The organism is Azotobacter vinelandii CA, from assembly GCF_000380335.1.
Lineage (GTDB): Bacteria > Pseudomonadota > Gammaproteobacteria > Pseudomonadales > Pseudomonadaceae > Azotobacter > Azotobacter vinelandii.
The window spans coordinates 2,072,618-2,097,106 of record NC_021149.1 but is presented as its reverse complement, the minus strand read 5'-3'; the positions used below and the strand labels follow the sequence as shown (position 1 = coordinate 2,097,106).

The window sequence follows — 24,489 nt, the reverse complement described above, 5'->3', positions numbered from 1 at the left end:
TCAGCGCCGGGTCGCCAGACGGTGCACGGTGCTCACCAGCAGGTCGATCTCGTCGAAGGTGTTGTAGAACGCCAACGACGGCCGCACCGTGGTTTCCACCCCGAAACGGCGCAGGATCGGCTGCGCGCAGTGGTGGCCGGAACGCACGGCGACACCCTCGCGATTGAGGGCGGCGCCGATCTCCTCGGTGCGGTAGCCCTGCAGCACGAAGGACAGCACGCTGGCCTTGTTCGCCGCGGTACCGATCAGGCGCAGGCCGGGAATCGTCGCGAGGCCCCGGGTGGCGTACTCCAGCAGTTCGTGCTCGTAGCGGGCGATGGCTTCCAGGCCGATGCGCTCGACATAGTCCAGCGCCGCACCGAGCCCCACCGCATCGGCGATGTTGCCGGTACCGGCTTCGAAGCGCGCCGGCGCACCCTGGTACTGGGTCTTCTCGAAGGTCACATCGGCGATCATGTTGCCGCCGCCCTGCCAGGGCGGCAGCTCGTCGAGCAGTTCCTGCTTGCCGTAGACCACACCGATGCCGGTCGGCCCGAAGACCTTGTGCCCGGAGAACACGAAGAAGTCCGCGTCCAGCGCCCGCACGTCGACCTTCAGGTGCGACACCGACTGCGCGCCGTCCACCAGTACCCGCGCACCGGCGGCATGCGCCAGGGCGATCACCTCCGCCACCGGGGTGACCGTGCCGAGGGCGTTGGACACCTGGGTGATGCTCACCAGCCGGGTGCGCGGACCGAGCAGCCTGGCGTACTCCTCCAGGATGATCTGCCCGGAGTCGTCCACCGGGATCACCTTGAGCCTGGCGCCCACCGCGTTGGCCAACAACTGCCAGGGCACGATGTTGGCGTGGTGCTCCAGGTGGGAGACGATGATCTCGTCCCCCTCGCCGATGAACCGGCGGCCGAAGGTGTTGGCCAGCAGGTTGATGCCCTCGGTCGCCCCGCGCACGAAGACGATCTCGTCCGTCGACTTCGCGCCGAGAAAGCGCGCCGCCTTGCTGCGCGCGCCCTCGTAGGCGTCCGTCGCCCGCGCCGCCAGCTCGTGGGCGGCGCGGTGGATGTTGGAGTTCTCGTGCTCGTAGAAGTACGCCAGGCGATCGATCACCGCCTTGGGCTTCTGCGTGGTGGCGGCGTTGTCGAACCACACCAGCGGCTTGCCGTTGACCCGTTCGGCGAGAATCGGGAAGTCCCGGCGCACCGCCTGCACGTCGAAACCGCTGCGGACCTGCGGCTGGACGACGGGATCGGGCGCCTGCTCCAGGCCCGGACCGCTCCGTTCGAGGAAATAGAACTGTCCGGCCCCCGGACCCGCCGGCGCCGCCGGCGCGGACGGCTCGGCGAGGATCGAGCGGAGGACCTCGCCCAGCGCGTCCCCGCCCGGCACCGCGCGGCTGTCCGGCTCGACGGGAAGGTCCGCGAAGCGCTCCGGCTCGCCGCTGTAGGCGCTGCCCTCGCCGAGGAAGTAGTACGGCGTGGACGGCGCGCCCCCGGCCAACGGCGCGAGGCCGCCGGCAGCCGGGAACAGCGTCGGCAACGCGGCGGCGTAGGCCTCGGGCGAGCCGAGCTCCAGGCCGTCGGCGATGCCCGCCGGAAGCGTCTCCCCGGCGTGCCGTTCGGCCGCCCCGAGCGAGGCGGCGGCCCCACTCGGAAACGGCTCGACGGGCGACACGCCGGCCAGCGCCGAAACGCCGCCCGGCAGAACGCTGTCCGACAGACCCTTGCCGAAGGGCGCGCCGCCCGACGGAACGCCGTCCGACGGAGCGCTACCCGGCAGGCTGGCGAAGAAGGCGTTGGCCAGCCGCGCCAGATCCGCCACGTCCGGCAGACCGGCCGGCCCCCGGGCGTCCGCCGGCTGCGGCGGATTACTTGTAGGTGTCCGAGTAGTCATGGTACTTGTCGACCTCCACGTCATCGAGCACGGCCAGGGCATCTTCGGTCAGCACCGCCAGCGAGCAGTACAGCGAGATCAGGTAGGAGGCGATGGCGTTGCGATTGATGCCCATGAAGCGCACCGACAGCCCCGGGCTCTGCTCGCCGGCCACGCCGGGCTGGTACAGGCCGACCACGCCCTGGCGCTTGTCGCCGACGCGCAGCAGGAGGATCTTGGTCTTGCCGTTGTCGTCGAACGGGATCTTGTCCGACGGCACCAGCGGCAGGCCGCGCCAGGTGAGGAACTGCGCGCCGAACAGGCTGACGGTGGGCGGCGGCACGCCGCGGCGGGTGCACTCGCGGCCGAAGGCGGCGATGGCCAGCGGATGGGCGAGGAAGAAGGCCGGCTCCTTCCAGACCCTGGCGATCAGCTCGTCGAGGTCGTCCGGGGTCGGCGCGCCGCCCAGGGTGGAGATGCGCTGGCTCGGATCGACGCTGGCCAGCAGGCCGTATTCGGGGTTGTTGATCAGCTCGTTTTCCTGGCGCTCCTTGATCGTCTCGATGGTCAGGCGCAACTGCTCGCGGATCTGGTCGTGCGGGCTGCTGTAGAGGTCGGAGACGCGGGTGTGCACGTCGAGGATGGTGGTCACCGCGTTGAGGAAGTACTCGCGCGGCTGCTCCTCGTAGTCGACGAAGGTCTGCGGCAGCACCGCCTCGTCGCGCTGCGAACAGGCGACCTGCACGTTCAGCGGGTTCTTCACCTTGTTCAGACGGAAGATGCCCGCCTCCACCGGCGTCCACTGCAGCAGGTGCACCAGCCAGCGCGGGCTGATGGTGGAAAGCTGCGGGACGGTCTTGGTCGCGTTCGCCAACTGGCGTGCGGCGCTGTCGCCCAATGCCAGGCGTACATCCTGATGGTCACTCATGAATCACTCCAGTAAAGATTCGGAATAGACGCACAGGACCGAAAGGCTCGTCGTCGCGACTGCCCCGCGTTGCCCGGTTGGAATTGCATGACGCACAGGGCCGGAGGCTCGCCATCGCGGCTGCCTCGCGTTGCCTGGCCGGTACCGCGGTGTGCAGGACCGGAGGTTCGTCGTTACGACGACCCCGCGTTGCCCGGCCGGTACCGCATTGATGCGCAGGGCCGGAGGCTCGCCGTCACGGCTGCCCCGCGTTGCCTGGCTGATGTTGCAAGGTCGCCTGGGTGACGTTGCTGCCCGGAGGCACGCTACGGGTCAGCCAGACATTGCCACCGATGATGGAACCCTTGCCGATGGTGATGCGGCCCAGAATGGTGGCGCCGGCATAAATTACCACGTCGTCTTCGACGATAGGATGACGGGCCTGGCCCTTGAGCAACTGGCCGGACTCGTCGACGGTGAAGCGCTTGGCGCCCAGGGTCACCGCCTGATAGATGCGTACGCGGTTGCCGATCACCGCGGTTTCGCCGATCACCACGCCGCTCCCGTGGTCGATGAAGAAGCTGTGACCGATCTGCGCTCCCGGATGGATGTCGATGCCGGTGGCGGAATGAGCGATCTCCGCGACGATCCGCGCCAGCAGCGGCACCCCGGAGCGGTACAGAAGATGGGCCAGGCGATGGTGGATCACCGCCTGGACGCCCGGATAGCAGATCAGTACCTCGTCCAGGCTGCGCGCCGCCGGATCGCCCTGGTAGGCGGCGATCACGTCGCTGTCCAGCAGCCGGCGCATTTCCGGCAAGGCGGCGCCGAATTCGCGGACGATCTGCACCGCGCGCGTCTCCAGATCCGGCTCGCGCTGCCCGCACTGGCGGGCGACATAGTGCAGTTCCAGGCGTACCTGGCCGAGCAGCGCGTTCAGTGCGCTGTCGAGGGTGTGCCCGACATAGAAATCCTCGCTCTCTTCGCGCAGATCGCTGGGCCCGAGGCGCATCGGAAAGAGCGCGCCGCTCAGCGCGGCGAGAATCTCCGCCACGGTCTGCCGCGAGGGCAATTCGCGGCTGCCCAGCTCGCGCGTCCGGCCGCAGTTCTTGCGCCAATCGGCGCGAGCGGCACGCAGTTCATCGACGATCTGCTCCAGTTGCCAGTTCACCGGCCGGGGCGCGGGTACCTCCGGCGTATGCGAGACGCCGTCGAAGACGGCCTTGGGTTTGTTGGACATGAGAGAACCTGCCGGCCGCGGAAACGGCCGGTCCTGAACGGGGATGGACGGGAAAAGAAGTACCGGAAATGTCTGGAAGGATACAACTCAATCCTGGACCCAGGGCAGCCCCCAGTGTCGCCAGCCGCCGCTTTCGCCGCGTTGCTGACGGGCATCGAGATCGCCCTCGAAACCCTCCAGCACGTTGAATACCTGGGGAAAACCGGCGGCCGCGGCGGCGCTCGCGGCCGCCGCGGAACGCTTGCCGCTGCGGCAGAGCAGCACCAGCACCTTGTCGCGCCCGGCCTTGCCGGCCAGCTCGATGAGAAAGCGCGGGTTCTTGATCAGCGTCGGGCCGCTCTGCCAGGCCACGTGCAGGGTGTCCGGCACACGCCCGACGAACTTCAGCTCTTCGGCGCTGCGCACATCCACCAGGATCGCCGCACCGGCCTGCAGCAGCGCCCAGGCCTCCGGCGGGTAGAGACTGCCGGCATAGGCGAGACCGCCGTCGACACCTCGGGCACGCGCCCTGGCGAGCAACTCCGCCGGACTGGCGGCGAGTACCTCGGACAGATCGACGGGACGCCGGACGTCCTCGGCGGCTTCATGGCGGACTGGGGTAGCGGCTGGCATTCTGTGACTCCTCCGGTTGACTGGTCGAGGCCCGGCAGCCCATCCGCCGCACCACGTTGCTGGCTACTCTATATCGCTCACTTATTCCAAAAAAATAACTTGTTATTTTATTTATAAAACTTTTAAGAATATAAAACTCCAGTCGATCATGCCACTGGGCGGTAGGCAGCCATGCGCGCGAGAGCGCCCGGAGCACTCCGGGCGTCGATTTTTCTCCGCAATCGGGCACCGCTCATTTTCCCGGCGGATTTCAGCAATCTGCGCAGAAAGCCGCGTGGCCGCTCCTCGGTCCGTGCCGGCGGTGCGGCGAGTCCCAGCGCGATGCAGGAAATGTTGTCGCTGCCGCCCATGCGCTCGGCGGCTCCGACCAGGGCGCCGACCAGCGTGTCGAGGCTGAGGGTGTGGGCGCACAGATGCTGGATCCGTGCGTCGCTCAGTTCGCGAGTCAGACCGTCGCTGCACAGCAACAGCCGTTCGCCCTGGTCGAGGCGGCCCTGCACCAGTTCCACCGCGAGCATGTCGTGGTTCAGGCCGAGGCAGCGGGTCACCAGGTTGCGCAGGGGATGGCGGCTGGCTTCCTCCTGGGTCAATCGGCCGGCGTCGACCATCGTCTGCACCCAAGTATGGTCGCGGGTCAGTTGGCGGATGGAGTCGCCGCCGATCCGGTAGGCGCGGCTGTCGCCGGCCCAGGCGAGCTGGAAATCCGCGCCGGCGAAGCGCACCGCGACCAGGCTGGCGCCCATGCCGTATCCGCCCACCCTGGTTTCGGCGGCGGCGAGAACGGCGGCATCGGCGCCCTGGACGGCGCTGCGCAGGTCCTGACCGCAGGCGACCAGCCGGTGCAGGGTTTCCAGCGCCAGGGCGCTGGCCAGCTCGCCGCGACCGTGGCCGCCCATGCCATCGGCGACCGCCCACAGACACAACTGCGGACAGCACAGCAGGGCGTCCTCGTTGCACTTGCGCACCTGGCCGGCGACCGTGAGCGCCGCATATCCCAGGGCGGAATCGAAAGATGTGGAGATCGACATGGCGTTGAATTGTCTCGACGACGGTGCTGCGGCTGGAGCGGACGGGGCGAACTGCCGGTGGCATACCCCGCCGACGGCGCCCGGAAAGCCGCTCGCCGGGCATGACGTCGGGAAGGTGAAGGAGCGCACGGTTCGGCGGCCCCCGCCCCTGCCGCGCTCACTCGAGCCGCAGCCGTTCGCCGGCCTCCGGCACGCGGGACATGCCGTACTTCCTGAGTCGCAGGTACAGGGTGCTCTTGGCGATGCCCAGCGCCTTGGCGGCCTGGGTCAGGTTGCCGCGGCTGCGCTCGATGGCCTGGCGGATGACCTCGCGCTCGGCCTCTTCGAGCTGTCCTTCGACCGCTCCGGCCGCCAGCCGTGCCGACTGGCGCAGTTCGTCCGGCAGATCGTCGCGGGTCAGACGGCGCCCGCCCAGCAGCAGCATGCCTTCGAGGACGTTGCGCAGTTCGCGTACGTTGCCGGGCCAGTCGTGGGCCATCAGCGCCTGCAGGGCCTCGGGGTCCAGCTCCGGCAGCGGACGCCCGTGCCGCTCGGCCTCGCGTTTCAGGATATGCCCGGCCAGCAGGGGGATGTCGTCGCGCCGCTCGCGCAGCGGCGGGATGCGGATGCTGGTGACCGCCACCCGGTAGAACAGGTCCTGGCGGAAACGCCGCTGGGCCACCTCCTCGCGCAGATCCCGGTGGGTCGCCGTCACCAGGCGGAAGTCGACCCGGCGCGGTTCGCATTCGCCCAGCCGGTAGATCTCGCCCTCCTCCAGCGCCCGCAGCAGGTGGCTCTGCAAATCCAGCGGCATCTCGCCGATCTCGTCGAGAAACAGGGTGCCGCCGTGGGCCGCTTCGATCTTGCCCTTCATGCCGCCGCGCCGGGCGCCGGTGAAAGCGCCCTCGGCGTAGCCGAACAGCTCGCTGGCCAGCAGCTCGCGGGACAGGCTGCCGCAGTTGATGGCCACGAAGGGGCCTTCGCGGCCGATCCCGGAATAGTGGATGCCCTGGGCGAACGCTTCCTTGCCGGCGCCCGTCTCGCCCTGCAACAGCACCGGCACGTTGCAGCCGGCCAGTTGCTGCGCCTTGTGCAACGCCGCGACCATCGCCGCGCTGTTGCCCACCAGGCGGGCGAAACCGGGTGCCCGCTCGGCCGGCGCGCGCTGGTCCGCTTTGGGAGCGACCAGCGTCCCGGCGGCGCGAGCCGGCCAGGGGATGCGCACCAGCATGCCGAGCACTTCGCCACGGGCCTGGACCGGCCGCAGCCAGTCGCCGGGCAGCCAGTCCGGCAAGGGTCCTGCCGGGCTCCCCTCCGGGCCGAGCGCGAGGGCCGGCAGCCGGCAGGCGCCGCGGATGTCGAGGTCGATGCCGCGGGCCGCCAGGGCCGCCGGCCCGTGCAGGTTGCTGCGCACCAGGAAGCCGTGCGGATCGAACAGTAGCAGGCCTTCGTCGTGATGGGCCGCCAGTTGCTCGATGCTGAGTTCCAGCAGGCGGTAGCGGCTGGCCATTTCGTGCCTGGCCAGCGCCGACTCGATGCGATGGGCGGTGGTCACCGCCAGGGCCAGGCTGTGGCGGCTGAAGCTCTGCGACTCCCCGGAAACGTCCAGCGCGCCCAGGATATGCCCGTCGCGCGGGTCGCGGATGACCGAGGCGGAGCAGGTCCAGCGCTTGATGCCCTCGCAGAAATGCTCCGCCGCGTGGATCTGCACCGGCTGGCCCAGCAGCAGCGCGGTGCCGATGGCATTGGTGCCGCAGAACTGCTCGTTCCAGGGACTGCCGGGCATCAGGTGGATGCGTTCGGCCTGGCTGAGGGTGGCGTAGTCGCCGCCCGCCTCGATCACCATGCCGTTGCGGTCGGCCAGCAGCATGATGTTGCCGCTCTGCGCCATCAACTCGCGGGCCATGGCCATGACCGGCATGCTGGCGTCGAGCAGGCGCCGGTGCCGCTCGCGGATGGCCTGGAGCTGCACCTCGGTCAGCGGCTCCGGGGCCTGCCGCAGGCCCGGATCGACCCGGCTGTCCAGGCAGCGCCGCCAGGACTGGTCGACCGGTGGACGCACGGCCACGTCGCCGGGCAGCTCCGCGCTTTGGAGAAAATGCTGCCAGGCGGCCTTTATTCGTTGGTTGTCCTCGGGGCAGGAGAAGACCCCTTTCGGTATGAGCGAACTCATCAGCCATCACCCTTGATTGTTATTGTTCTCGGCTCGGCCCTGCGGGCAGGACGCCCACGGCATCTCTGGCGCAGCGGGCATGGGGACAATGCAATACCACAGAAACTGCAGGCATTCTAGACGGGAATCCAGCCGCCCGATCCGGCAATCGCCCGGGGAATCCGGGATATGCGGACAGACGGCGACTACCGGCGGATGAAGGCCGGTGGCTGGACGAAGGCCCCGGACCGGGGCCTCGCGGAAGGCTCCCCGGCGGATGCCGGGGAGACGGCGGTCTACGCGATCAATCGACACGCTCGGGCAGCGGCATCTCCAGCCAGTCGCGGTAGAAGGTGTCGATGTCCGGCTCGAAGTCGTGGATCACCGGATACCAGGGGGTCGGCGCCTCGACGTCGAGCTGGGTGGCGCAGTGCGGGCAGTAGTACTCGCGGTAGACCTGCCACCGGGTGTCCGGGGCGAGCAGCGTCGGGTAGACCTCGCGCATGCTTTCCGGGGTGTCGCGCACGTGGATGTTGGCGAAGAGCTTCCAATTCTCCCGGTAGTCGCAGAACTCGTGGCCGCAGCGGCACTTGGTCACCCAGCGCTTGCTGGTCGCCGACTGCACGATGTAGAGCGCCGGGCCGAGCGGCAGGACGATGCGGTCCGGCCAGGAGACCCGCTCCTGCAGCACCTCCAGGTAGAGACGGAAGCGCTCGTGATCCTTGGGCATGGTCAGCATGCGGGTGGTGGTGTCCCAGTCCAGGCGGCCGTCCACCAGGTTCTTCACTTGTTCCTTGGTATAGGTAGTCATGCTCGCGCTCCTCATTCTTCCACTTGAACCACGGTGTGCACATCGGGCAGCAGGGACAGGTCCATGCGGTGCTTGGCGCCGTAGACCGGCACGCCCAGTTCGTCCTCGTTCAGCGTCCAGTCGGCGGGCAGTTCCCAGAACGCCTTGAAGCGGGCGAGGAACTTCTCGGAGAGAGCGAAGCTGCTGGCGTACATCTGCTGCACCGGCGCCGAGGCGTGCTTGGTGACGATCCGCTCGCGCTCCTCGCGCATCCATTCGCGGGTCGGCTGCGAGCGCTGCAGGCGTTCGGCGCGGATCTGCAGGCGGCGCGTCTCGGTGGCCGTCGCATCCACCGCCCAGTACCCCTTGGCGTCCTGGGCGATCACCGCGCCGTAGACCTTCTCGGCGTAGGCCGGCAGGACGAAGCCCTGGTTCAGGTCGTCGGCGATGGCGGAGATCTCGCGCTCCAGCGGATCGCCGAAGCCCGGCCCACCGCGCAGGTAGTTGAGGTAGAGGTCGTGGTTCTCGTAGCAGTCTTCGGTGGTCATGCACTGCTTGTCGCGCTTGACCCTGGCGGCGGCGGAGATGTGCTGCTCGTAGGCCGGCTCGGTGGGATCGAGGTCGCCGCCGAGCGGCAGCGACAGGCCCTGCTCGATACGCTCCGCGAGGCCGGTGTCGTGCGCCTCGAAGCGGTAGCCAGTGGCGGCCGGATAGCCGCCCATCAGGCCCCAGTCGGAGTTCATGTAGCCGTTGCCCATGAAGAACATGGTCCAGTCCTCGGCGTTCCAGACCATGCGCAGGGTCTCGAAGCCGCAGCCGCCGCGGTACTTGCCGTAGCCGCCGGAGTTGCACTTGACGTTGCGCCCCAGGTACAGCAGCGGCTCGGCCATCTCCCAGATCTCGATGTCGCCCATGTCGCCTTCCGGGTTCCAGATCGCCGCGGCGTGGTTGAGGCCGTCGCGGATCGCCATGGCGCCGGTGCCGCAGGACGAGGCCTCGAAGCTGTTGACCGCGTGGACCTCGCCGTCCTGGTTGATGCCGCCGCCCTGCAGCCAGTTGGAGGTGTTGGCGTTGCCCGAGTTGACCTCCTCCAGGTAGCCGCGGCTGAAGTAGGCCTGGCCGAGGCCGCGCCACAGCGCGCTCCAGCCGGAAACCAGGAAGTGCCAGGCGTAGGCGTGGCCGGTGCGGCGGTCGTCCGGGTTGCACCAGGTGCCCTTGGGCAGGTGGAACTCGGTGCCGAAGCAGGCGCCGTCGTTGATCCGCTGGGTCGGCACCAGGGTCTGGGTCATCATCACCCAGATGCCGCTGGTGAAGGCCACGTGGTGGGCGTTGAAGGTGTGCCAGCCCCAGCGGCTGGCGCCCTCGAAGTCCAGCCGCCAGCTGGCGTCCGGGCGGATGGTGATCTCCACCGGCGAGTGCATGATGGTATCGACCTTGGCGAAGGCCGAGGAGGTCTGCACGTCCTCGTGCTTGAACGGCACGTCGACGAAGGCCACCTTGCGGTAAGTGCCCGGCAGGGTCATCGCCTTGATCCGCGACTGCAGCCCGCGGCGGCCCTCCTCGATCACCTCGAAGGCGAAGCGCTCGTAGGACTCCAGGCCCTCGGCGGCGATGATCTCCTCGACCATGTCGCGGATCATGTGGCAGCCGGCGATGCGGGTGCGTTCGTCGAGAATCCAGTACTTGGGCGTGCGCACCGAGCGTTGCGACTCGTGCAGCCAGTCACGCAGCGGCTGGTCGTTGACCCCGGTCTTGCGGCAGGTGACCTGGTAGCCGTCGCCGAAGCGCTGCACCTGGCCGGTGGACATGGAGCCGGGAGTCACCGCGCCGGTGTCGATCACGTGGGTGACGCCGCCGACCCAGCCGATCAGCTTGCCGTGGGCGAAGACCGGCACGATGGTGGCGATGTCGCAGGGGTGCACGTTGCCGATCGAGCAGTCGTTGTTGGTGAACATGTCGCCGGGGGCGATGCCGGGGTTGCTCTCCCAGTCGTTCTCGATCATGTACTTGATCGCCGCGCCCATGGTGCCGACGTGGATGATGATCCCGGTGGAGGTGAGGATGCAGTCGCCCACCGCGTTGTAGAGGGTGAAGCAGAGTTCGCCCTCCTGCTCGACGATGGGGCTGGCGGCGATCTTCTTGGCCGTCTCGCGGGCATGCACCAGGCCGCCGCGGATCTTGGAGAACAGTTTCTCGTAGCCGATCGGATCGCTCTCGCGGAACGGCAGGCTGCTCAGCCCGTTGTAGAAGCCGGTTTCCTTGGTGCGTTGGGTCACTTCGCTGCGGAAGGCCTGCAGGGTCTTGCCGTTGCCCAGCAGCGAGCCGGGGGCGTTCTTGGCCAGCATATTCATGGTGGAAGCCTCTTTTATTTATTGTCGTTCCGGTCCGCTTCAGCCGCGGGCGCATTCCTTGAGATGGAACAGGCGGTGCTTGTCCAGGTAGGTCTCGAAGCCGTCGGGCACCACGAAGGTGGTGGAGTCGGACTCGATCACCGCCGGCCCGACGATGTGGTTGCCCGGCTGCAGGGCCTCCATCTGCCAGACGTCGGCGTCGACCCAGCGCTTGTGCCGGTAGAACGGCCGCTTGCCGAGATGCGCGGACGCTTGCGGTTGCGGACCGGCCTCGGGGTCCTCGGGCAGCACCGGCTTCTGGGTGACGACCAGGCCACGCATGATCGCCCCGGTGACCGAGAAGCCCAGTTCCGGGGAACGCGCCGAGCTGGCGTAGACCCGCGCGTAGGTGTCCTCGAAGGCGTCGGTGATCTTCTGCCAGTCGGCGGCGGAGGATGCCTTGGCGATCGGCGAGGTGATCTCCAGGTCGTTGAGCTGGCCCATGTACTGCATCCGGTAGCCGGGCAGCAGGGTGACGTCCTCGGCCTTGAAGCCGTTGTTGACGAACTCCTCGATGACCTTGGCGGCCAGTTCGTCCCAGGCCGCCTGGATCACCGCGCAGGCTTCGGTGCGCTGGGTGTCGTCGCCGTCCTGCGCCAGGGCGATGTCGACGCTCTTGTCGTAGCGGTACTCGAAGTCGGCGCAGGCGCAGCCAAAGGCCGAGAAACCCGCCGCCCAGGCCGGCACCACCACGTCCTTGAAGCCGAGGCCCTCGGTGTAGCCGTAGGTGTGCACCGGCCCGGCGCCGCCGTAGGAAAAGCAGACGAAATCGGTGGGGTTGTAGCCCTTGGCGCTGATGTTGGAGCGCAGGTATTCGTGCAGCGACAGGTCGAGCAGTTCGATCACCCCGGCGGCGGCCTCCTCCACCGACAGCCCCAGCGGGTCGGCGATCTGCGCCTTGATGTGCTGGCGGGCGCGCTCCACGTCGAGCTTGATGGCGCCGCCGAGGAAGTTTTCCGGGTTGAGGTAGCCGAGCACCACGTGGCAGTCGCTCACCGAGACAGTGTCCAGGCCGCTCTCCGGCCAGCAGGTGCCGACCCGGTAGCCGGCGCTGTCCGGGCCCAGCTTGAGCGAGCCGCTGTAGGGGTCGAGGCGCACGAAGCTGCCGGCGCCGGCGCCCACCGAATCCATCGCCACCAGCGGCAGGGACAGCACCAGGCGGGCCATGTCCGGGTCGGAGGCGATGGCGAAGTTGCCCTTGGTGATCAGCGCCATGTCGAAGGAGGTGCCGCCGATGTCCGAGCAGGCGATGTTCTCGTAGCCCAGCGCCTCGCCGAGCAGCCTGGAGCCGATCACCCCGCCGATCGGCCCGGAGACAATGGTCCGCGCCAGCTCCTTGGCCTTCCAGGAGATGGTTCCGCCGTGGGTGGCCATCACCCGCAGGTCGAACCTGGCGCCGTGCTTCCTGAAGCGGTCGCTGACCTTCTGCAGGGTCTGCCGCGACGGCTCGGCGGCGTAGGCTTCGAGAATGGTGGTGTTGGTGCGGTGGCTCTCCTTGCGCGACGGGTAATAGTCGACCGAGGCGAACACCGGCAGATCCAGGCCGAGGCGCTTGAGCTCCTCGCGGCAGACGTCGCGGGCGCGCTTCTCGCTGGCGGGGTTTTTGTGCGACTGCAACAGCACGATGACGATGGCCTTGGCGCCGGCCTCGACCAGTTCGCGGGTGGCCTGACGCATCTCCTCCTCGCGCAGCGGAATCACCACCCGCCCCTGCACGTCGGTGCGCTCGGTGACCCCGCGGGTCCGCGAATAGGGCACCAGCGGCTCGTCGTAGCGATGGGTGTTGAGGTGCAGCCGCTCCTCCAGGGCGTAGCCCAGGTAGCTCTGGATCGCGCGGCCCATGGAGTGGGTCTGTTCGAAGCCCTTGTTGACGATCAGGCCGACGTCCAGCCCCTTGCGCTGTACCACCCGGTTGAGCATGGCGGTGCCGGAATAGACGCAGGTCACCAGTTCCGGGTAGACGTCGTCGACGCCGAGCTGCCAGGCGGACAGCGCGTCGAGGGAAGAATTGTAAATGGCCAGGGATTCGTCGGCCGGGTTGCTCTGCGCCTTGCCGACCACGAAATTGCCGTCCTCGCGGACGAAGAAGGTATCGGTCATCGTGCCGCCGGCATCGATGCCCATCACCTGGACTTTCGAGCGTTGCATGTCCATGGGGTTCTCCGTTGTTGTTCGAATTGTCGCGGTACAACCTGTCGAGACCGCGCATCCGCCTGCCGAAAGGCTTGCGAGTGCGGCTCGCCAGGCAACGGAGCAAGGCCCGGGCCATGTTCGAAAAGACCAGGCAATCTATTGATTCATAAGGAATTATTTTTCATGCACAGGACTGCCGGGACGCAGGCGAACGTCCGGCAGCCGGATGCCGTCGCCTGCGGACGTATGAATTTCGGACGTGGCATTCACCGGCCACGGCGAGACGCCGCAGCCTCGCTCGGACAGAGCCTGGCTGGACAGCGGGTGTCTCGGTCAAGGAAGGGGGAATTCTTTCCAGGCGGGTGTGGCTCCGGTTCGTCGACCGGAGCCACCTCGATCCGTCATCCGCCGGCACTGGCGGCGATCGGATCGGTTCGACAGGCCCGTTATGGCCTTTTCCCTTTTTCTATTTGGACGGATTGCGTCCTTGTTCCTGCTGGCCCTCCTGGCGCGACTGGTCCTGGCTGCCGCCTTGGGCCTTGCGCTGCTCTTCCTCGCTCGGGTTGCCGCGCTGTCCCTGACCCGGCTGGTCTTGTTGACCACCTTGCTGGGTGCCCTGCTGGCCACCCTGCTGTCCCTGCTGACCGCCCTGATGGCCCTGCTGGCCGCCTTGATGGCCTTGCTGGGTACCACTGCCTTGCTGCCCGCCCTGTCCTTGCTGGCCACTGCCCTGTGCACCCTGGTTCTGCTTCCATTGCTCGCCTGCACGCGGATTCTGGTTCTGTTCCTGGGCACCGCCCGCATGCTGACCGGTCTGTCCTGCGTTCTGGCCCTGCTGTCCCATATTGCCGCCTTGGCCTTGCTGACCTTGTTGCTTTTCAGTAGCCATGATGCACTCCTCACAGAGTAAGTAGTTCAAGTGTTCGGACGCTCGTTGGCTCATGCATGGGCTTGGTCGATTGGTTCCGCTTTTTTTCCTTGCTCAAGCAGTATCTCCCTAACTTGGCTGCCCTTTCACTGCCTCAGCGCCCTAGTATCCGATTTCCCGTATGGAAATCGTGGTTGCGAACCGTCCACATGGCTCCACCGTTCTTGCGGCCCGCCGCATGGACGTTCATTGCGCAGTTGCCTTGCTGCAACTCTCCCGAACAATCTTCCCGAAGTTTCCGCTCCCGGTGAAACCTCAGGCATGCCGCTCGACTCCAGTATAGGCATCTTTTCAGCGAATCCAGTTTCCGGCGAAAAATAATGTCTTCTCCCTGACAACCGCCTTATCCCCTGACCTGCTCACTCCAGGCCGAAACATTTTCAATGAATCAATGATGCGTCGGAGCAGCCGATATGATCGAGAAAACCCGGCTACCCGTATTATTATGTTCCTGTTCCATGCCTCGTATTTGTCAGTGATATTGAAAATAGAGCGATCATCAAAGTTTCCCCATTACCGACGAACGGCCAGGAAGATGCCATCGAGAGCATATCGCAGAGCCTTTATAGCAGTATCGGTAATGTAGAACGTTCGCCGTCGACTGCGGCGAAGCGACAGTACCCATAGTCCCTGCCGGCGGAGCTGAAAACCCCGGCAGCGCACGGCAGAAACACAGCCACGGGCCGGACATCCCGGGCTCCCGGAATGGCTTCGCTCGGGAGCGAGCCTGGAAGCATCGACCGCCGCCCCGGTCGGACGGTATGGATAACCGAGAACGGAGACGAACCATGGGCGGTCAATGGAGCCTTCCTGGCAATCATCTAGCCGCATAATTTCACGCGGCATTGTTTCCGGAACCTCGAGAACATTATCGATAGGAGACGATCCGATCCAGCCAATCGACCGTCACGGGACCATGGATATGCCTGCACATGTGAAAATTTTCGTCAGCCAGTATTTATAATGGTCCGCATGGATACGCGCATCGGCATTTTCTTCCAGCCGGAAAATGCACGGACGACCCAAAGACCAATACAATGCAACCCGAGCACGATATTATCCTCCATAAAAAGTGGAAATCGACGAACCGGACAGACCACGGCCACCCTCACATATATCCCCGCCATTGATCGTCCGGCAGTCGCCATATTCGATAACCATACAACCCCGACCCAAGCCGGCCCCGGATATAACGATAAAACGACGAAACGAGGCGCCCCGCCAAAATACGGACTTACCGGAAGCCACGCATGTCATTTGGCGCAGGCTATATTTTCCCCTGAAGTATCGAGCGGAATAACGAAAGACAATCCATTCGTCGGCCAGGCAATCATGACCGCCGGGCTCGCACCAGTACGCGAGCATGACGGAAGCGCCTGGCGAGGAGCGATACCCTGAGCATCCGGATCACCGGGCTTCTGCCCATCCTGCCGCCCTGCAGCCGTCGCCGACCGTCTCCGCTCCCGATGGCCCTGGGCGCGCTCCTGGCACTGGGCATGGCGTCTGTAACTTTCGCCCAGACCGGGCGTTCCGCCGTTCCGCTATACGACAACCTCGGCGATCATCACTACGCCATCACGACCGCCTCGCCACTGGCACAGCGCTATTTCGACCAGGGCTTGCGGCTCTATTACGCATTCAACCATCAGGAGGCGATCCGCGTCTTCGAGGAAGCCGTCCGGCTCGATCCGGACTGCGCCATGTGCTACTGGGGGATCGCCCTGGCGCAGGGCCCCAACATCAACGCCCCGATGGACGCCAGCGCCGGGGCCGCGGCACATGCCGCGACCCGCAAAGCTCTCGAACGCAAGGCGAGCCCGAAGGAACAGGCCCTTATCCGTGCCCTCGCGGCACGCTACGCCTCGCCTCCTCCCGACGACCGGGCCGCCCTGGACGAAGCCTATGCCCGCGCGATGCGCGAAGTCGTTCGCCAGTACCCGGAAGATCGGGAGGCGGCGACCCTTTTCGCCGAATCGCTCATGGACCTGAACCCGTGGCAGTACTGGAGCCATGACGGCCAGCCGCGGCCGAACACGCCCGAGCTGCTCACCCAGTTGGAGCGGGTGATCGCGGCGAATCCCGACCACCCGGGGGCGTGCCACTTCTTCATCCATGCCGTCGAGGCCGCCCAGCCGGAACGCGCGGTGCCATGCGCGGAACGGCTCGCCGGCCTCATGCCCGGCGCCGGCCATCTGGTGCACATGCCCGGACACATCTACGTCCGCGTCGGACGCTACGAAGACGCCATCGAGGCCAACGAACACGCGGTGCATGCCGACGAAACCTACATCCGCGACCAGAATCCGACATTCGGCATCTACGTCGCCGGCTATTACCCGCACAACTACGATTTCCTGGCCTTCGCCGCGAGCATGATCGGCCGTAGCGGGCAGGCGCTCGGCGCCACGCGGAAGATGGCCGAACTGGTGCCGCAAGCGATGTTGCGGGAGCCCGGCATGACCTTCCTGCAGCACCACCAGACCCGCCGATTACAGATGCTGGTGCGCTTCGATCGCTGGGACGAGATTCTCCAAACCGAGGCCCCGCCGCCGGATCTTCCCCATGCCAGCGCCCTCTGGCACTACGCCCGGGGCCGGGCGCTGGCGGCGCGCGGCGACGTACCGGGAGCCGAGGCGGAGCTGGCGCGACTGCGCGCCACGGCCGGGAGTCCGCAGACGGACGCGCTGCGTCTGGAGTTCAATACCTCGGGCGCCATACTGAAAATCGCCTCGCAAGTATTGGCCGGTCACATCGCCGCCGGGAAGGCGGATTTCCCGGGCGCGATCGGCCACCTGCGCGAAGCGGCCCGTCTGGAGGACGGCCTGGTCTACGGCGAGCCGCCGGAATGGACGGTGCCGGTACGCCAGGACCTCGGCCGGGTACTGCTCGAGGCGGGACGGAACGAGGAGGCCGAGCAGGCCTTTCGCGAAGACCTGCGACGTTTCCCGGAAAATGGCTGGTCGCTGCACGGATTGGCCCGGACGCTGGATGCGCAGAACCGCGGCGAGGAAGCGGATGCCGTCATGGAACGCTTCCGCAAGGTCTGGGCAGGTGCCGACATGCAATTGGCGGAAACCGCACGCTGACTCCCGGCGGGAGCCATGGCACGAGCGCGCCCACGGCCGGCCAGTCCATGCCGTCCGGGGGTCGGGACGACCGGCGGCGCCGGCCGACGCGATGCCTCCCTGGAATGGCGGGCTTGCATCCTGGCCCTGTGCCGAAGGAAAGCTCTCTCCTCAGGCGACTTCCTCGAGCTTGCTGCCGAAGGGCACGACGACGAAGTCCTCGCTCTGCTCGATCTTCACCCCGGCCACGCCGGCGACCACATCCGGCTCGGCGAGCATGGCCTCCTTGTTCACCTGCTCCTTCACCCGGATGAAACGCGTCAGCCCCAGACGCTTGAGGACTTCCAGCACGGTTTCGACGGAGTGCAGCATCACCCGCGGCGGACGCATGCGCCACTTGATCTCGCCCGCGGCGAAATCGTGGAACTTGGTCTTGCCGTTCCCGGTCAGCTCCGAGCGATGCGCCTCGCACCAGGTATGCACCCCCTGGGTCAATGCCGCGATCTGTTCGTTGAGAGGCGTGGCCGCCTCTTCGAAACGCAGCCTCACCTTGGCCAGCTCATCGTTCATGTCGGCCTGAATGCGCGCACGCTCGCGCTGGAGCAGGCCGATCCTGGCAATCGCCTCGTTCACTTCGTCGCGGCTTTGAGGAACCGGAAACCGGACCGCACTGGCCCTCACATGAGTAACCTTCGCCATGATTGCTCCTCCTGAAATTCAAGCCGAACCGCCCACGCCTCGCATCCGGGGCCGACGATCCAGCCTCTCTTCAACAGGCACCTCGCGGATTCGAACGAATTTCAGCTTGTTCATGCATCGGAGCACTGTCAACGCCGGCGGCCGGCTCCGCCGCTGGGCGGTATCCTCCCGTGCCGTCCAGGACCGCCCCGAAACAGAAAACCCCGCACGAAGCGGGGCCATCAGCCACTCCGGCGCCCGACAACCCATGCCAACTAAGGCTCGACCTTCTCCAGCACCGCCACATCGAAAACATGCTCCTGGGGCTTGCCCCCATCGAACCAGATACACTTCGCCCCCCTCTCCGGCCCGCGCGCCAGACCTTCGGCATAGTTGCCGATACTCTCGACCGTCATCGCCGGTCCGCCGCTTTTCAACACAACGATATCGCCCTTCACGAACTCAAGCCCGGTCATCTTTGATGCTCCCAGAAATAGCTGAACTCCAAGTATGGAGCGGGTTTCGCCAATCGGCTCTGACAGGAGGCGCCGGTGCTGGACATTGCCGTACTGGCCCCTGTATTTCGAGGCCACAGGTTTGCGGATGGTGCCATTCCGCTGCGGAAGGAAACGGCTGCGACGGACCGAGCCGTCCCCTGGATGGATACGGCACGCCGCCAGCCTGCACCTGCTCCGGGAACTGCTTGCCCACACGGGGCGACCGCGTGCGACGGCCGAAAAGCTGCCTCCCCGGGTCTCTTTACCAGCTCCTTGAAGGCACGCGACAGCGGCGACTACCCGACCTGCAATCGCTCGACGGCTCGGGCGGTGCGGCGTTCTTCGGCAACGGCCAGGAAGCGGCGAAGATGGCGTCCCCCCATCATCGCCCCTCCCATCCACCAGCGGCCGGTACCGTTCCGGCGCCGGACGACCGCTGTGCCAGCCACGCCAGCGGCAACTGCGCGATCAACGCCAGCCCGACACCCGCCCAAGGCGTCAGCGCCATGTCGTCTCGCACCACCAGTACGCTACCCAACGTCTCCCCCAGCGTGATACCCAGGTTGAATGCCGAGATGTTCAACGCCGAAGCGAAGTCCACCGCACGCGGCGTCCAGCGTTCGGCGGTAGCCAGCATGCCGGCCTGAAAGCCCGGCGACATACCGAAGGCCAGCAGGCCCCAGACGAACAGCAGCGCCACCATCGGTGTCCGGTAGGGCATCAGCAATGCGATCGCCACGAGTACGACCAGCAGGCCCACCAGCATGCGCCGCAGCGCTACCGGCCAGCCCAGGCTGGCGGCCCAGCGCCCGCCCATGAGATTGCCCACCAGCGTCGCCGCGCCGAACACCACCAGCAGCAGGCTGGAGATCCGGGCCGAGAAGCCGGTGATGGCGGTCAGGATCGGCGTGATGAAAGTGAAGGCCGCGAAGCTGGCACCGAAGCCGAGGATGGTGATGCTCATCATCGTCAGGATCTCGGGTCGCGCCAGCGCCGCCAGTTGGCTACCGGCGCGCCCCGCCGCCTGCGCCGGCAGGGCCGGCACCCACAGTGCGGTCGCCAGCCAGCCCAGCGCGGCCAGCAGCACGACGGCGAAGAATGGCAGCCGCCAGCCCAGGCCGTTGCCGATCAGGCTACCCAGCGGCACGCCGATCACCATCGCCAGCGTGAGGCCCGCGAACATCAATGCGATCGCCCGGCTGGCCTGCCCCTCGGGGGCCAGCCGGGCTGCCAGTGTCGCGCCGATGGCGAAGAAGCTGCCGTGAGCCACCGCCGTCAAGATGCGCCCGGCCAGCAGCACCGCATAGCTGGTCGAGAGCGCCGACAGCAGGTTGCCGGCGAGAAACACAGCCACCAAGGTCAGCAGCACAGGCTTGCGCGGCAGCCGGGCCAATCCCAGTACCACCAGCGGCGTACCGATGGCCAATGCCAGCGCGTACAACCCCACCAGTCCGCCGGCGCGTGCCAGCGGTACGCCGAGGTCCTCGGCGATGGCCGGCAGCACGCCGACCACGATGAACTCGGCCACGCCGATGGCGAACGCCGTGACCGCCAGCGCCCAGACACCGCGATGGACAACGTTGCGCTGGCTCATCGCACGTCTTCCTCCATCGCGGCGGCCTGTCCGTCCTGCGTCGCGAACGGATAGTCGGTGTAGCCTGCGACTGCGCCGCCGAAGAAGCGGCTCGCGTCGGGCTCGTTCAGCGGCCAGCCGTGACGCAGGCGCCGAGGCAGATCCGGATTGGCGATGAACGGCCGGCCGAAGCCGATCAAGTCGGCCCAGCCATCGCGCAGCGCGGCCTCGGCACGCTCCAGCGTGTACTTGCCCGCGTAGATCAGCGTGCCGCCGTAGATCAGCCGCAGCGCCTCCTTGAATGCCACCGGCATGTCGGGCGCGTCTTCCCAATCGGCCTCGGCGATATGGATGTAGGCCACGTCGAGATCGTCGAGCAGCTTGGCCGCGCCCAGGTAGGTGGCCTGCGGCGTGTCGTCCACCGCGCCTTGCAGCGTGGTGAGCGGCGCCAGCCGCACGCCGACGCGCCCGCGCCCGGCCACCGCGACCACGGCCTCGGTGACTTCGCGCAGGAAGCGCAGCCGGTTGGACAGCGACCCGCCGTAGCCGTCGCTGCGCGTATTGGCCCGCGAGTCGATGAACTGGTTGATGAGGTAGCCGTTGGCGCCATGCAGCTCGACACCATCGAAGCCGGCCTCCAGTGCATGGCGCGCGGCAGCGGCGAAGTCCCGCACGACTTGGGCGATCTCGGCCTCGGACAGGGCGCGCGGTGCCGAATGCTGCACCATCTCGCCGACGCCGGCCCGCGGCCCTCTACCCTCGGGGTCGATGAAGACCTTGACGCCGTCGGCCAGCAGCGGCGAAGACGATACCGGCGCGGCACCGTTCGGCTGAAGGGAGACGTGCGAGATCCGGCCGACGTGCCACAACTGCGCGAATATGCGCCCGCCAGCGGCATGCACGGCATCGGTGACGCCGCGCCAGCCGGCTACCTGTTGCCGGCTGTGGATACCGGGCGTCCAGGCATAGCCCTGGCCCTGCTGGCTGATCTGCGTGCCCTCGCTGACGATCAGCCCGGCGGAGGCACGCTGGGCGTAATACTCGGCCATCAGCGCGGTGGGCACATTGCCGGCGCCTGCGCGCGAGCGGGTCATCGGCGGCATGAGGATACGGTTGGGCAGGTCGAGATTGCCCAGGCGATAGGCTGTGAACAGCATGGTTCAGCGCTCCTGAGATGTATTCGGCGTTGTGTTGTCCCGCGAGGCACCGAGGCCCGGCAGCAAGACATCGAGATCGACGGCTTCGGCCATCGCCCGATTGCCTTGGTCGCCGGGATGCAGGTGGTCGCCGGAGTCGAAGTGCGCGTCGATCCGGGCTGGATGGACGGGATCGCGCAGTGCCGCATCGAGGTCGATCACCGCGTCGAACGCGCCGCCGTGGCGAATCCAGTCGTTGACCCGCTGGCGCAAGGCGTCCTTGTCGGGGTGGTAGTAGTCGTCCAGCGGCGTGCCGGGCAACGCACCCTCGAACGGGGTGAGCGTTGCGCCGATCACCCGCAACCCACGGCTGCGAGCCTGCTCGGCCAACTGGCGGTAGCCAGCCGTCAGTGCCTGCAGTGTCGGTCGGGGTCTTTCCGGCGCGAGGGCCGTGCCCGGCCAGGCGATATCGTTGATGCCCAGCATCACGACGAGGCTCCGCACCCCCGGTTGCGCCAGTACGTCGCGATCCAGCCGTGCCAGCGCATTGACACCCATGCCGTCGGACAGCAGCCGGGCACCGGAGATGCCGGCATTGACGACGGCCACCCCATGCGGAGCCAGACGCGCAGCCAGGAAGTCCGGCCAGCGGCTGTCCTTGTCCGGGCTGGCAGCGGCCCCGTCGGTAATGGAGTCGCCGATCACCACGACCGCTCGCACCGCGTGTTCGGCTTCGACCTGAATCCCCGCCAGCAGCAGGCGTGTCGTGGTGCTCCGTGCGCAGCCTTCCGCCGTCTCGAATGCCGGGGCCGTGGTCTGGTCGCCGGGGACGATCCAGCCGGTCTGGCGGCCGTCCCAGTGAAAGGTGCCGACCGGTGTCGCTTTCGGCAGATAAAGACTCACCGCGACCTGTGCCAGCGCGGGGATGGGCAATGCCACTGGATCGCTGACCAGCGATGCGCCGGGAAGGATCGTCGCCTCCTCCCGGCCACCGAATGTCACGGTGCGCAGGCTGTCGGCGGCAACGGCACCGTCGCTACGCGGCCGTGCGACCGTAGCCTTCCCCACGGCGAGAGGCTGGCCGCCGTAGGCGTTGGACAGCACGATGCGCAGGCGTTGTCCACCCAGGCTGACGCGCGCCACCTGGCGCACCGTCTGATCGTGCAATTCGGAAGGGACGTTGCTGGGGAACAGGAAGCCCGCTCCCCAGACGGGCTGGGGGCTGGCGCCCCAGGTTGCCACCCAGGCGGGAGGGTCGGCAGCCGCCGGAACGGCGGTCACGGATACGCCCGTCGCGAGCACCAGGGCCAGCATCGCGGTGGTCGAGGCGCTGGGAAGGATTTTGGAAAGATTTTTCATATAAGTGAATTCAATATCCATCTAGTGATGAATCATGAATTCAAAGACGCAATTGGAATAGACTCTCTCCCGGAAAAACATTTGTGAGTTGAACTCATCGAGGAGATGGCCATGGCCCGCCTGGAAGTCAACCGATCCGGCGAACTCGAAGTGTTCGTGCGCGTCATCGAACTGGGCGGATTTTCCGCTGCCGCCCGCGCCTTCGGCATGACGCCCTCGGCCGTCAGCAAGCTGGTCTCGCGCCTGGAGCAGCGCCTGGGCACGCGGCTGGTGAACCGCTCCACCCGGCAGCTCCAGCTCACGCCCGAGGGGTGTGCCTTCTATGAGCGCGGCGTGCGTATCCTCGCCGACCTGGAAGAAGCCGAGCGCTGCGCCGGCGAACACACGGCGCCGCGCGGCCGGCTGCGGGTGAATGCCAACGTGCCCTTCGGGCACCGTTTCCTGCTGCCGCTGACGCCCAAATTCCTGGAACGCCATCCCGACGTGACGCTGGACATCGTGCTGACCGATGAGGTCATCGACATCCTGGAGCAGCGCACCGACGTGGCCGTGCGCGCCGGTCCACTGAAAAGCTCGAACCTGATGGCGCGCAAACTGGGCCAGACGCGCATGACGATCGTCGGCGCGCCCGGCTATCTGGCGCACCACGGCACCCCGACCACGCCGCAGGATCTGCTTCAACACAATCGCCTGGGCGCGAACTACGTGCGTGCGCAGCCCGGCTGGCCGTTGCGGCATGGCGGCGGAGACATCGTAGTGCCCGTGACCGGCAACGCGCAGGCCAGCGACGGCGAGGCGCTGCATCGCCTGGCCTTGGCCGGGTTGGGTCTGGCGCGCCTGGCCGCCTTCCAGGTGCGCGAGGACATCGCGGCCGGCCGATTGCTGCCGGTGCTCGAAAACTGCAATCCGGGCGACGTCGAAGAAGTCCACGCCGTCTATGTCGGCCAAGGCGGTTATCTGCCGCTACGCGTGCGCGCCTTCCTGGACTTCCTCGCCGAGCGGGTCGATATCGGTGGATGCTAGGGCGTGTCATCAATTACTTCCCGCGTTGCGACGGAGCCTGTTTTGGCACAGGGCAAGGCGCGAGGAGAGAAGTCTGGTCATTCCAAACGAACGACGAGCAACGCCGCGCTGTGCCAAAACAGGCCCGTCCCTGCGGGTGGGGCCGCCTAGGTTGCGCCGGAAATGGGGCCATGCGGCGTTGCAGCCTTTGGCAAGGGAACGACCATTGCCTGCAGGCTGCGCCTTGCCGAACGCGGCCCGGCCTGGCCCCATTTCCGGCAGCAACGCAACCGGGGAAATAATTGATGACACGCCCTAATCCCGTTCGACGTGGATGTCGAAACCAGACCTCCCCGGCGCCAGCCCGGGCTTCAGCGTCAGCTCCGGAATGAGGTAGTCCCCGGCGTTCTGCCTGCGGAAAGGAACGGGGTCGGCCGTCCAGAGGTCATCCAGCCGTTGTCCCAGCGCATCGCAGGCCTTCGAGAACCCCGCCTCGTCGATCCTGCTCGTCCGATAGATCACATGGGATGGCAGCACGTCGAAGCCTGGATAGAAGAGGATGCCGTGCTGGATGGGAAACAGGATGTCGTCGATGGGCCCGTTGATGCCGCGTGGCTCGTAGTGCGACGCCCAGCCGCCGGCCGTCACCACCAGCATGGCACGCTTGCCGGCCAGCATGCCTTCGCCGTAGCGGTCGCCCCAGTGCGTGTCCGAGTGCTCGCCCACGCCATAGGCGAAGCCGTAGGCATACACGCGTTCGATCCAGCCCTTGAGGATGGCCGGCATCGAGAACCACCACAGCGGAAACTGCAGGATTACGCCATCGGCCCAGCGCAGCTTGTCCTGCTCGCGCGCGATGTCGGTGCTCTGCGTGCCATTCTCGAACGCCTGTCTGGAGTCCATGGACGGATCGAAGCGCGCGCCAGGCTGCCGCGCGGTGTTGTCGTCCGCATCCAGCGTAGCCTTCCAGTTCATGGCGTACAGGTCCGACACCCGGACCGTATGGCCCGCACGCTCCAGGCGCTGAATGGCGAAATCCTTGAGCGAACCGTTCAAGGATCGGGATTCGGGGTGGGCATAGACAAGAAGGACATTCATGGCTCGGTGCTCCATCGGCAGGTGGGCACACGATAGGGCGGCCTCTGATATATTAA

Annotated in this window: 18 protein-coding genes; 3 read left to right on the top strand and 15 right to left on the bottom strand. The window is 66.9% G+C overall.

What is annotated here, in order from left to right; translation table 11 throughout:
• The 9 genes from AVCA_RS09610 to AVCA_RS09570 form a co-directional block, all read right to left on the bottom strand.
• Entirely contained in the window at nucleotides 1–1,887 is a 1,887-nt protein-coding gene (locus AVCA_RS09610; protein ID WP_187149016.1) for a family 2A encapsulin nanocompartment cargo protein cysteine desulfurase, read from the bottom strand.
• Nucleotides 1,862–2,794, bottom strand: a complete 933-nt coding sequence (locus AVCA_RS09605) for a family 2A encapsulin nanocompartment shell protein (protein ID WP_012700291.1) — start codon at nucleotides 2,792–2,794, stop codon at nucleotides 1,862–1,864. Before AVCA_RS09605 ends, AVCA_RS09610 begins: the two co-directional genes overlap by 26 nt.
• 235 nt (nucleotides 2,795–3,029) lie before the next feature.
• Nucleotides 3,030–4,013: a serine O-acetyltransferase EpsC gene (epsC, locus tag AVCA_RS09600; protein ID WP_012700704.1), complete on the bottom strand. Its 984-nt coding sequence runs from the start codon at nucleotides 4,011–4,013 to the stop codon at nucleotides 3,030–3,032.
• Nucleotides 4,014–4,100: 87 nt separating this feature from the next.
• Complete coding sequence (locus tag AVCA_RS09595; protein WP_012700703.1) at nucleotides 4,101–4,625, bottom strand: rhodanese-like domain-containing protein; 525 nt, start codon at nucleotides 4,623–4,625, stop codon at nucleotides 4,101–4,103.
• Between the two features lie 146 nt (nucleotides 4,626–4,771).
• Nucleotides 4,772–5,653: a PP2C family protein-serine/threonine phosphatase gene (locus tag AVCA_RS09590; protein WP_012700701.1), complete on the bottom strand. Its 882-nt coding sequence runs from the start codon at nucleotides 5,651–5,653 to the stop codon at nucleotides 4,772–4,774.
• A 157-nt stretch (nucleotides 5,654–5,810) separates the two neighbouring features.
• Nucleotides 5,811–7,805: a sigma-54-dependent Fis family transcriptional regulator gene (locus AVCA_RS09585; RefSeq protein WP_012700700.1), complete on the bottom strand. Its 1,995-nt coding sequence runs from the start codon at nucleotides 7,803–7,805 to the stop codon at nucleotides 5,811–5,813.
• A gap of 283 nt (nucleotides 7,806–8,088) precedes the next feature.
• Nucleotides 8,089–8,595 carry an acetone carboxylase subunit gamma gene (locus AVCA_RS09580; RefSeq protein ID WP_012700699.1) on the bottom strand — a complete coding sequence of 169 codons (507 nt, stop codon included), beginning with the start codon at nucleotides 8,593–8,595 and terminating at the stop codon, nucleotides 8,089–8,091.
• 11 nt (nucleotides 8,596–8,606) lie between these two features.
• Nucleotides 8,607–10,925, bottom strand: a complete 2,319-nt coding sequence (locus tag AVCA_RS09575) for a hydantoinase B/oxoprolinase family protein (RefSeq protein ID WP_041807136.1) — start codon at nucleotides 10,923–10,925, stop codon at nucleotides 8,607–8,609.
• A 39-nt stretch (nucleotides 10,926–10,964) separates the two neighbouring features.
• Nucleotides 10,965–13,118 carry a hydantoinase/oxoprolinase family protein gene (locus AVCA_RS09570; RefSeq protein WP_012700697.1) on the bottom strand — a complete coding sequence of 718 codons (2,154 nt, stop codon included), beginning with the start codon at nucleotides 13,116–13,118 and terminating at the stop codon, nucleotides 10,965–10,967.
• A gap of 466 nt (nucleotides 13,119–13,584) precedes the next feature.
• Here AVCA_RS09570 and AVCA_RS09565 point away from each other — a divergent pair, with 466 nt between their 5' ends.
• Together AVCA_RS09565 and AVCA_RS27025 are read left to right on the top strand one after the other, a co-directional pair.
• The gene (locus AVCA_RS09565) at nucleotides 13,585–14,007 is read left to right on the top strand and encodes a hypothetical protein (protein ID WP_012700695.1); all 423 of its coding nucleotides are present in this window, start codon (nucleotides 13,585–13,587) and stop codon (nucleotides 14,005–14,007) included.
• Between the two features lie 1,514 nt (nucleotides 14,008–15,521).
• The gene (locus AVCA_RS27025) at nucleotides 15,522–17,111 is read left to right on the top strand and encodes a tetratricopeptide repeat protein (protein WP_269078198.1); all 1,590 of its coding nucleotides are present in this window, start codon (nucleotides 15,522–15,524) and stop codon (nucleotides 17,109–17,111) included.
• A gap of 150 nt (nucleotides 17,112–17,261) precedes the next feature.
• Here the strand turns inward: AVCA_RS27025 and AVCA_RS09555 are convergent, their stop codons facing one another.
• From AVCA_RS09555 to AVCA_RS09535, 5 genes are all read right to left on the bottom strand, one after another.
• Nucleotides 17,262–17,789 carry a host-nuclease inhibitor Gam family protein gene (locus AVCA_RS09555; protein WP_231876381.1) on the bottom strand — a complete coding sequence of 176 codons (528 nt, stop codon included), beginning with the start codon at nucleotides 17,787–17,789 and terminating at the stop codon, nucleotides 17,262–17,264.
• 254 nt (nucleotides 17,790–18,043) lie between these two features.
• Entirely contained in the window at nucleotides 18,044–18,244 is a 201-nt protein-coding gene (locus tag AVCA_RS09550) for a YodC family protein (protein WP_012700691.1), read from the bottom strand.
• A 403-nt stretch (nucleotides 18,245–18,647) separates the two neighbouring features.
• Entirely contained in the window at nucleotides 18,648–19,859 is a 1,212-nt protein-coding gene (locus AVCA_RS09545) for an MFS transporter (protein ID WP_012700690.1), read from the bottom strand.
• Nucleotides 19,856–20,995 carry an alkene reductase gene (locus AVCA_RS09540; RefSeq protein WP_012700689.1) on the bottom strand — a complete coding sequence of 380 codons (1,140 nt, stop codon included), beginning with the start codon at nucleotides 20,993–20,995 and terminating at the stop codon, nucleotides 19,856–19,858. Before AVCA_RS09540 ends, AVCA_RS09545 begins: the two co-directional genes overlap by 4 nt.
• A 3-nt stretch (nucleotides 20,996–20,998) precedes the next feature.
• Nucleotides 20,999–22,333 (bottom strand): SGNH/GDSL hydrolase family protein, encoded by a 1,335-nt coding sequence (locus tag AVCA_RS09535; RefSeq protein WP_175556007.1) that lies wholly within the window; start codon nucleotides 22,331–22,333, stop codon nucleotides 20,999–21,001.
• 111 nt (nucleotides 22,334–22,444) lie between these two features.
• On the opposite strand from AVCA_RS09535, the gene AVCA_RS09530 reads away from it, so the two are divergent.
• The gene (locus AVCA_RS09530; RefSeq protein ID WP_041807134.1) at nucleotides 22,445–23,356 is read left to right on the top strand and encodes a LysR family transcriptional regulator; all 912 of its coding nucleotides are present in this window, start codon (nucleotides 22,445–22,447) and stop codon (nucleotides 23,354–23,356) included.
• 294 nt (nucleotides 23,357–23,650) lie between these two features.
• On the opposite strand, the gene AVCA_RS09525 is transcribed toward AVCA_RS09530, so the two are convergent.
• Complete coding sequence (locus tag AVCA_RS09525) at nucleotides 23,651–24,433, bottom strand: NAD(P)H-dependent oxidoreductase (protein ID WP_085930848.1); 783 nt, start codon at nucleotides 24,431–24,433, stop codon at nucleotides 23,651–23,653.
• Nucleotides 24,434–24,489: the final 56 nt, after the last annotated feature.

Coding starts and splice junctions, on each gene's coding strand:
- AVCA_RS09610 (WP_187149016.1), bottom strand. CDS start 1,887: ATGACTACTCGGACACCTACAAGTAATCCGCCGCAGCCGGCGGACGCC.
- AVCA_RS09605 (WP_012700291.1), bottom strand. CDS start 2,794: ATGAGTGACCATCAGGATGTACGCCTGGCATTGGGCGACAGCGCCGCA.
- epsC (WP_012700704.1), bottom strand. CDS start 4,013: ATGTCCAACAAACCCAAGGCCGTCTTCGACGGCGTCTCGCATACGCCG.
- AVCA_RS09595 (WP_012700703.1), bottom strand. CDS start 4,625: ATGCCAGCCGCTACCCCAGTCCGCCATGAAGCCGCCGAGGACGTCCGG.
- AVCA_RS09590 (WP_012700701.1), bottom strand. CDS start 5,653: ATGTCGATCTCCACATCTTTCGATTCCGCCCTGGGATATGCGGCGCTC.
- AVCA_RS09585 (WP_012700700.1), bottom strand. CDS start 7,805: ATGAGTTCGCTCATACCGAAAGGGGTCTTCTCCTGCCCCGAGGACAAC.
- AVCA_RS09580 (WP_012700699.1), bottom strand. CDS start 8,595: ATGACTACCTATACCAAGGAACAAGTGAAGAACCTGGTGGACGGCCGC.
- AVCA_RS09575 (WP_041807136.1), bottom strand. CDS start 10,925: ATGAATATGCTGGCCAAGAACGCCCCCGGCTCGCTGCTGGGCAACGGC.
- AVCA_RS09570 (WP_012700697.1), bottom strand. CDS start 13,118: ATGGACATGCAACGCTCGAAAGTCCAGGTGATGGGCATCGATGCCGGC.
- AVCA_RS27025 (WP_269078198.1), top strand. CDS start 15,522: ATGGCGTCTGTAACTTTCGCCCAGACCGGGCGTTCCGCCGTTCCGCTA.
- AVCA_RS09555 (WP_231876381.1), bottom strand. CDS start 17,789: ATGGCGAAGGTTACTCATGTGAGGGCCAGTGCGGTCCGGTTTCCGGTT.
- AVCA_RS09550 (WP_012700691.1), bottom strand. CDS start 18,244: ATGACCGGGCTTGAGTTCGTGAAGGGCGATATCGTTGTGTTGAAAAGC.
- AVCA_RS09545 (WP_012700690.1), bottom strand. CDS start 19,859: ATGAGCCAGCGCAACGTTGTCCATCGCGGTGTCTGGGCGCTGGCGGTC.
- AVCA_RS09540 (WP_012700689.1), bottom strand. CDS start 20,995: ATGCTGTTCACAGCCTATCGCCTGGGCAATCTCGACCTGCCCAACCGT.
- AVCA_RS09535 (WP_175556007.1), bottom strand. CDS start 22,333: ATGAAAAATCTTTCCAAAATCCTTCCCAGCGCCTCGACCACCGCGATG.
- AVCA_RS09530 (WP_041807134.1), top strand. CDS start 22,445: ATGGCCCGCCTGGAAGTCAACCGATCCGGCGAACTCGAAGTGTTCGTG.
- AVCA_RS09525 (WP_085930848.1), bottom strand. CDS start 24,433: ATGAATGTCCTTCTTGTCTATGCCCACCCCGAATCCCGATCCTTGAAC.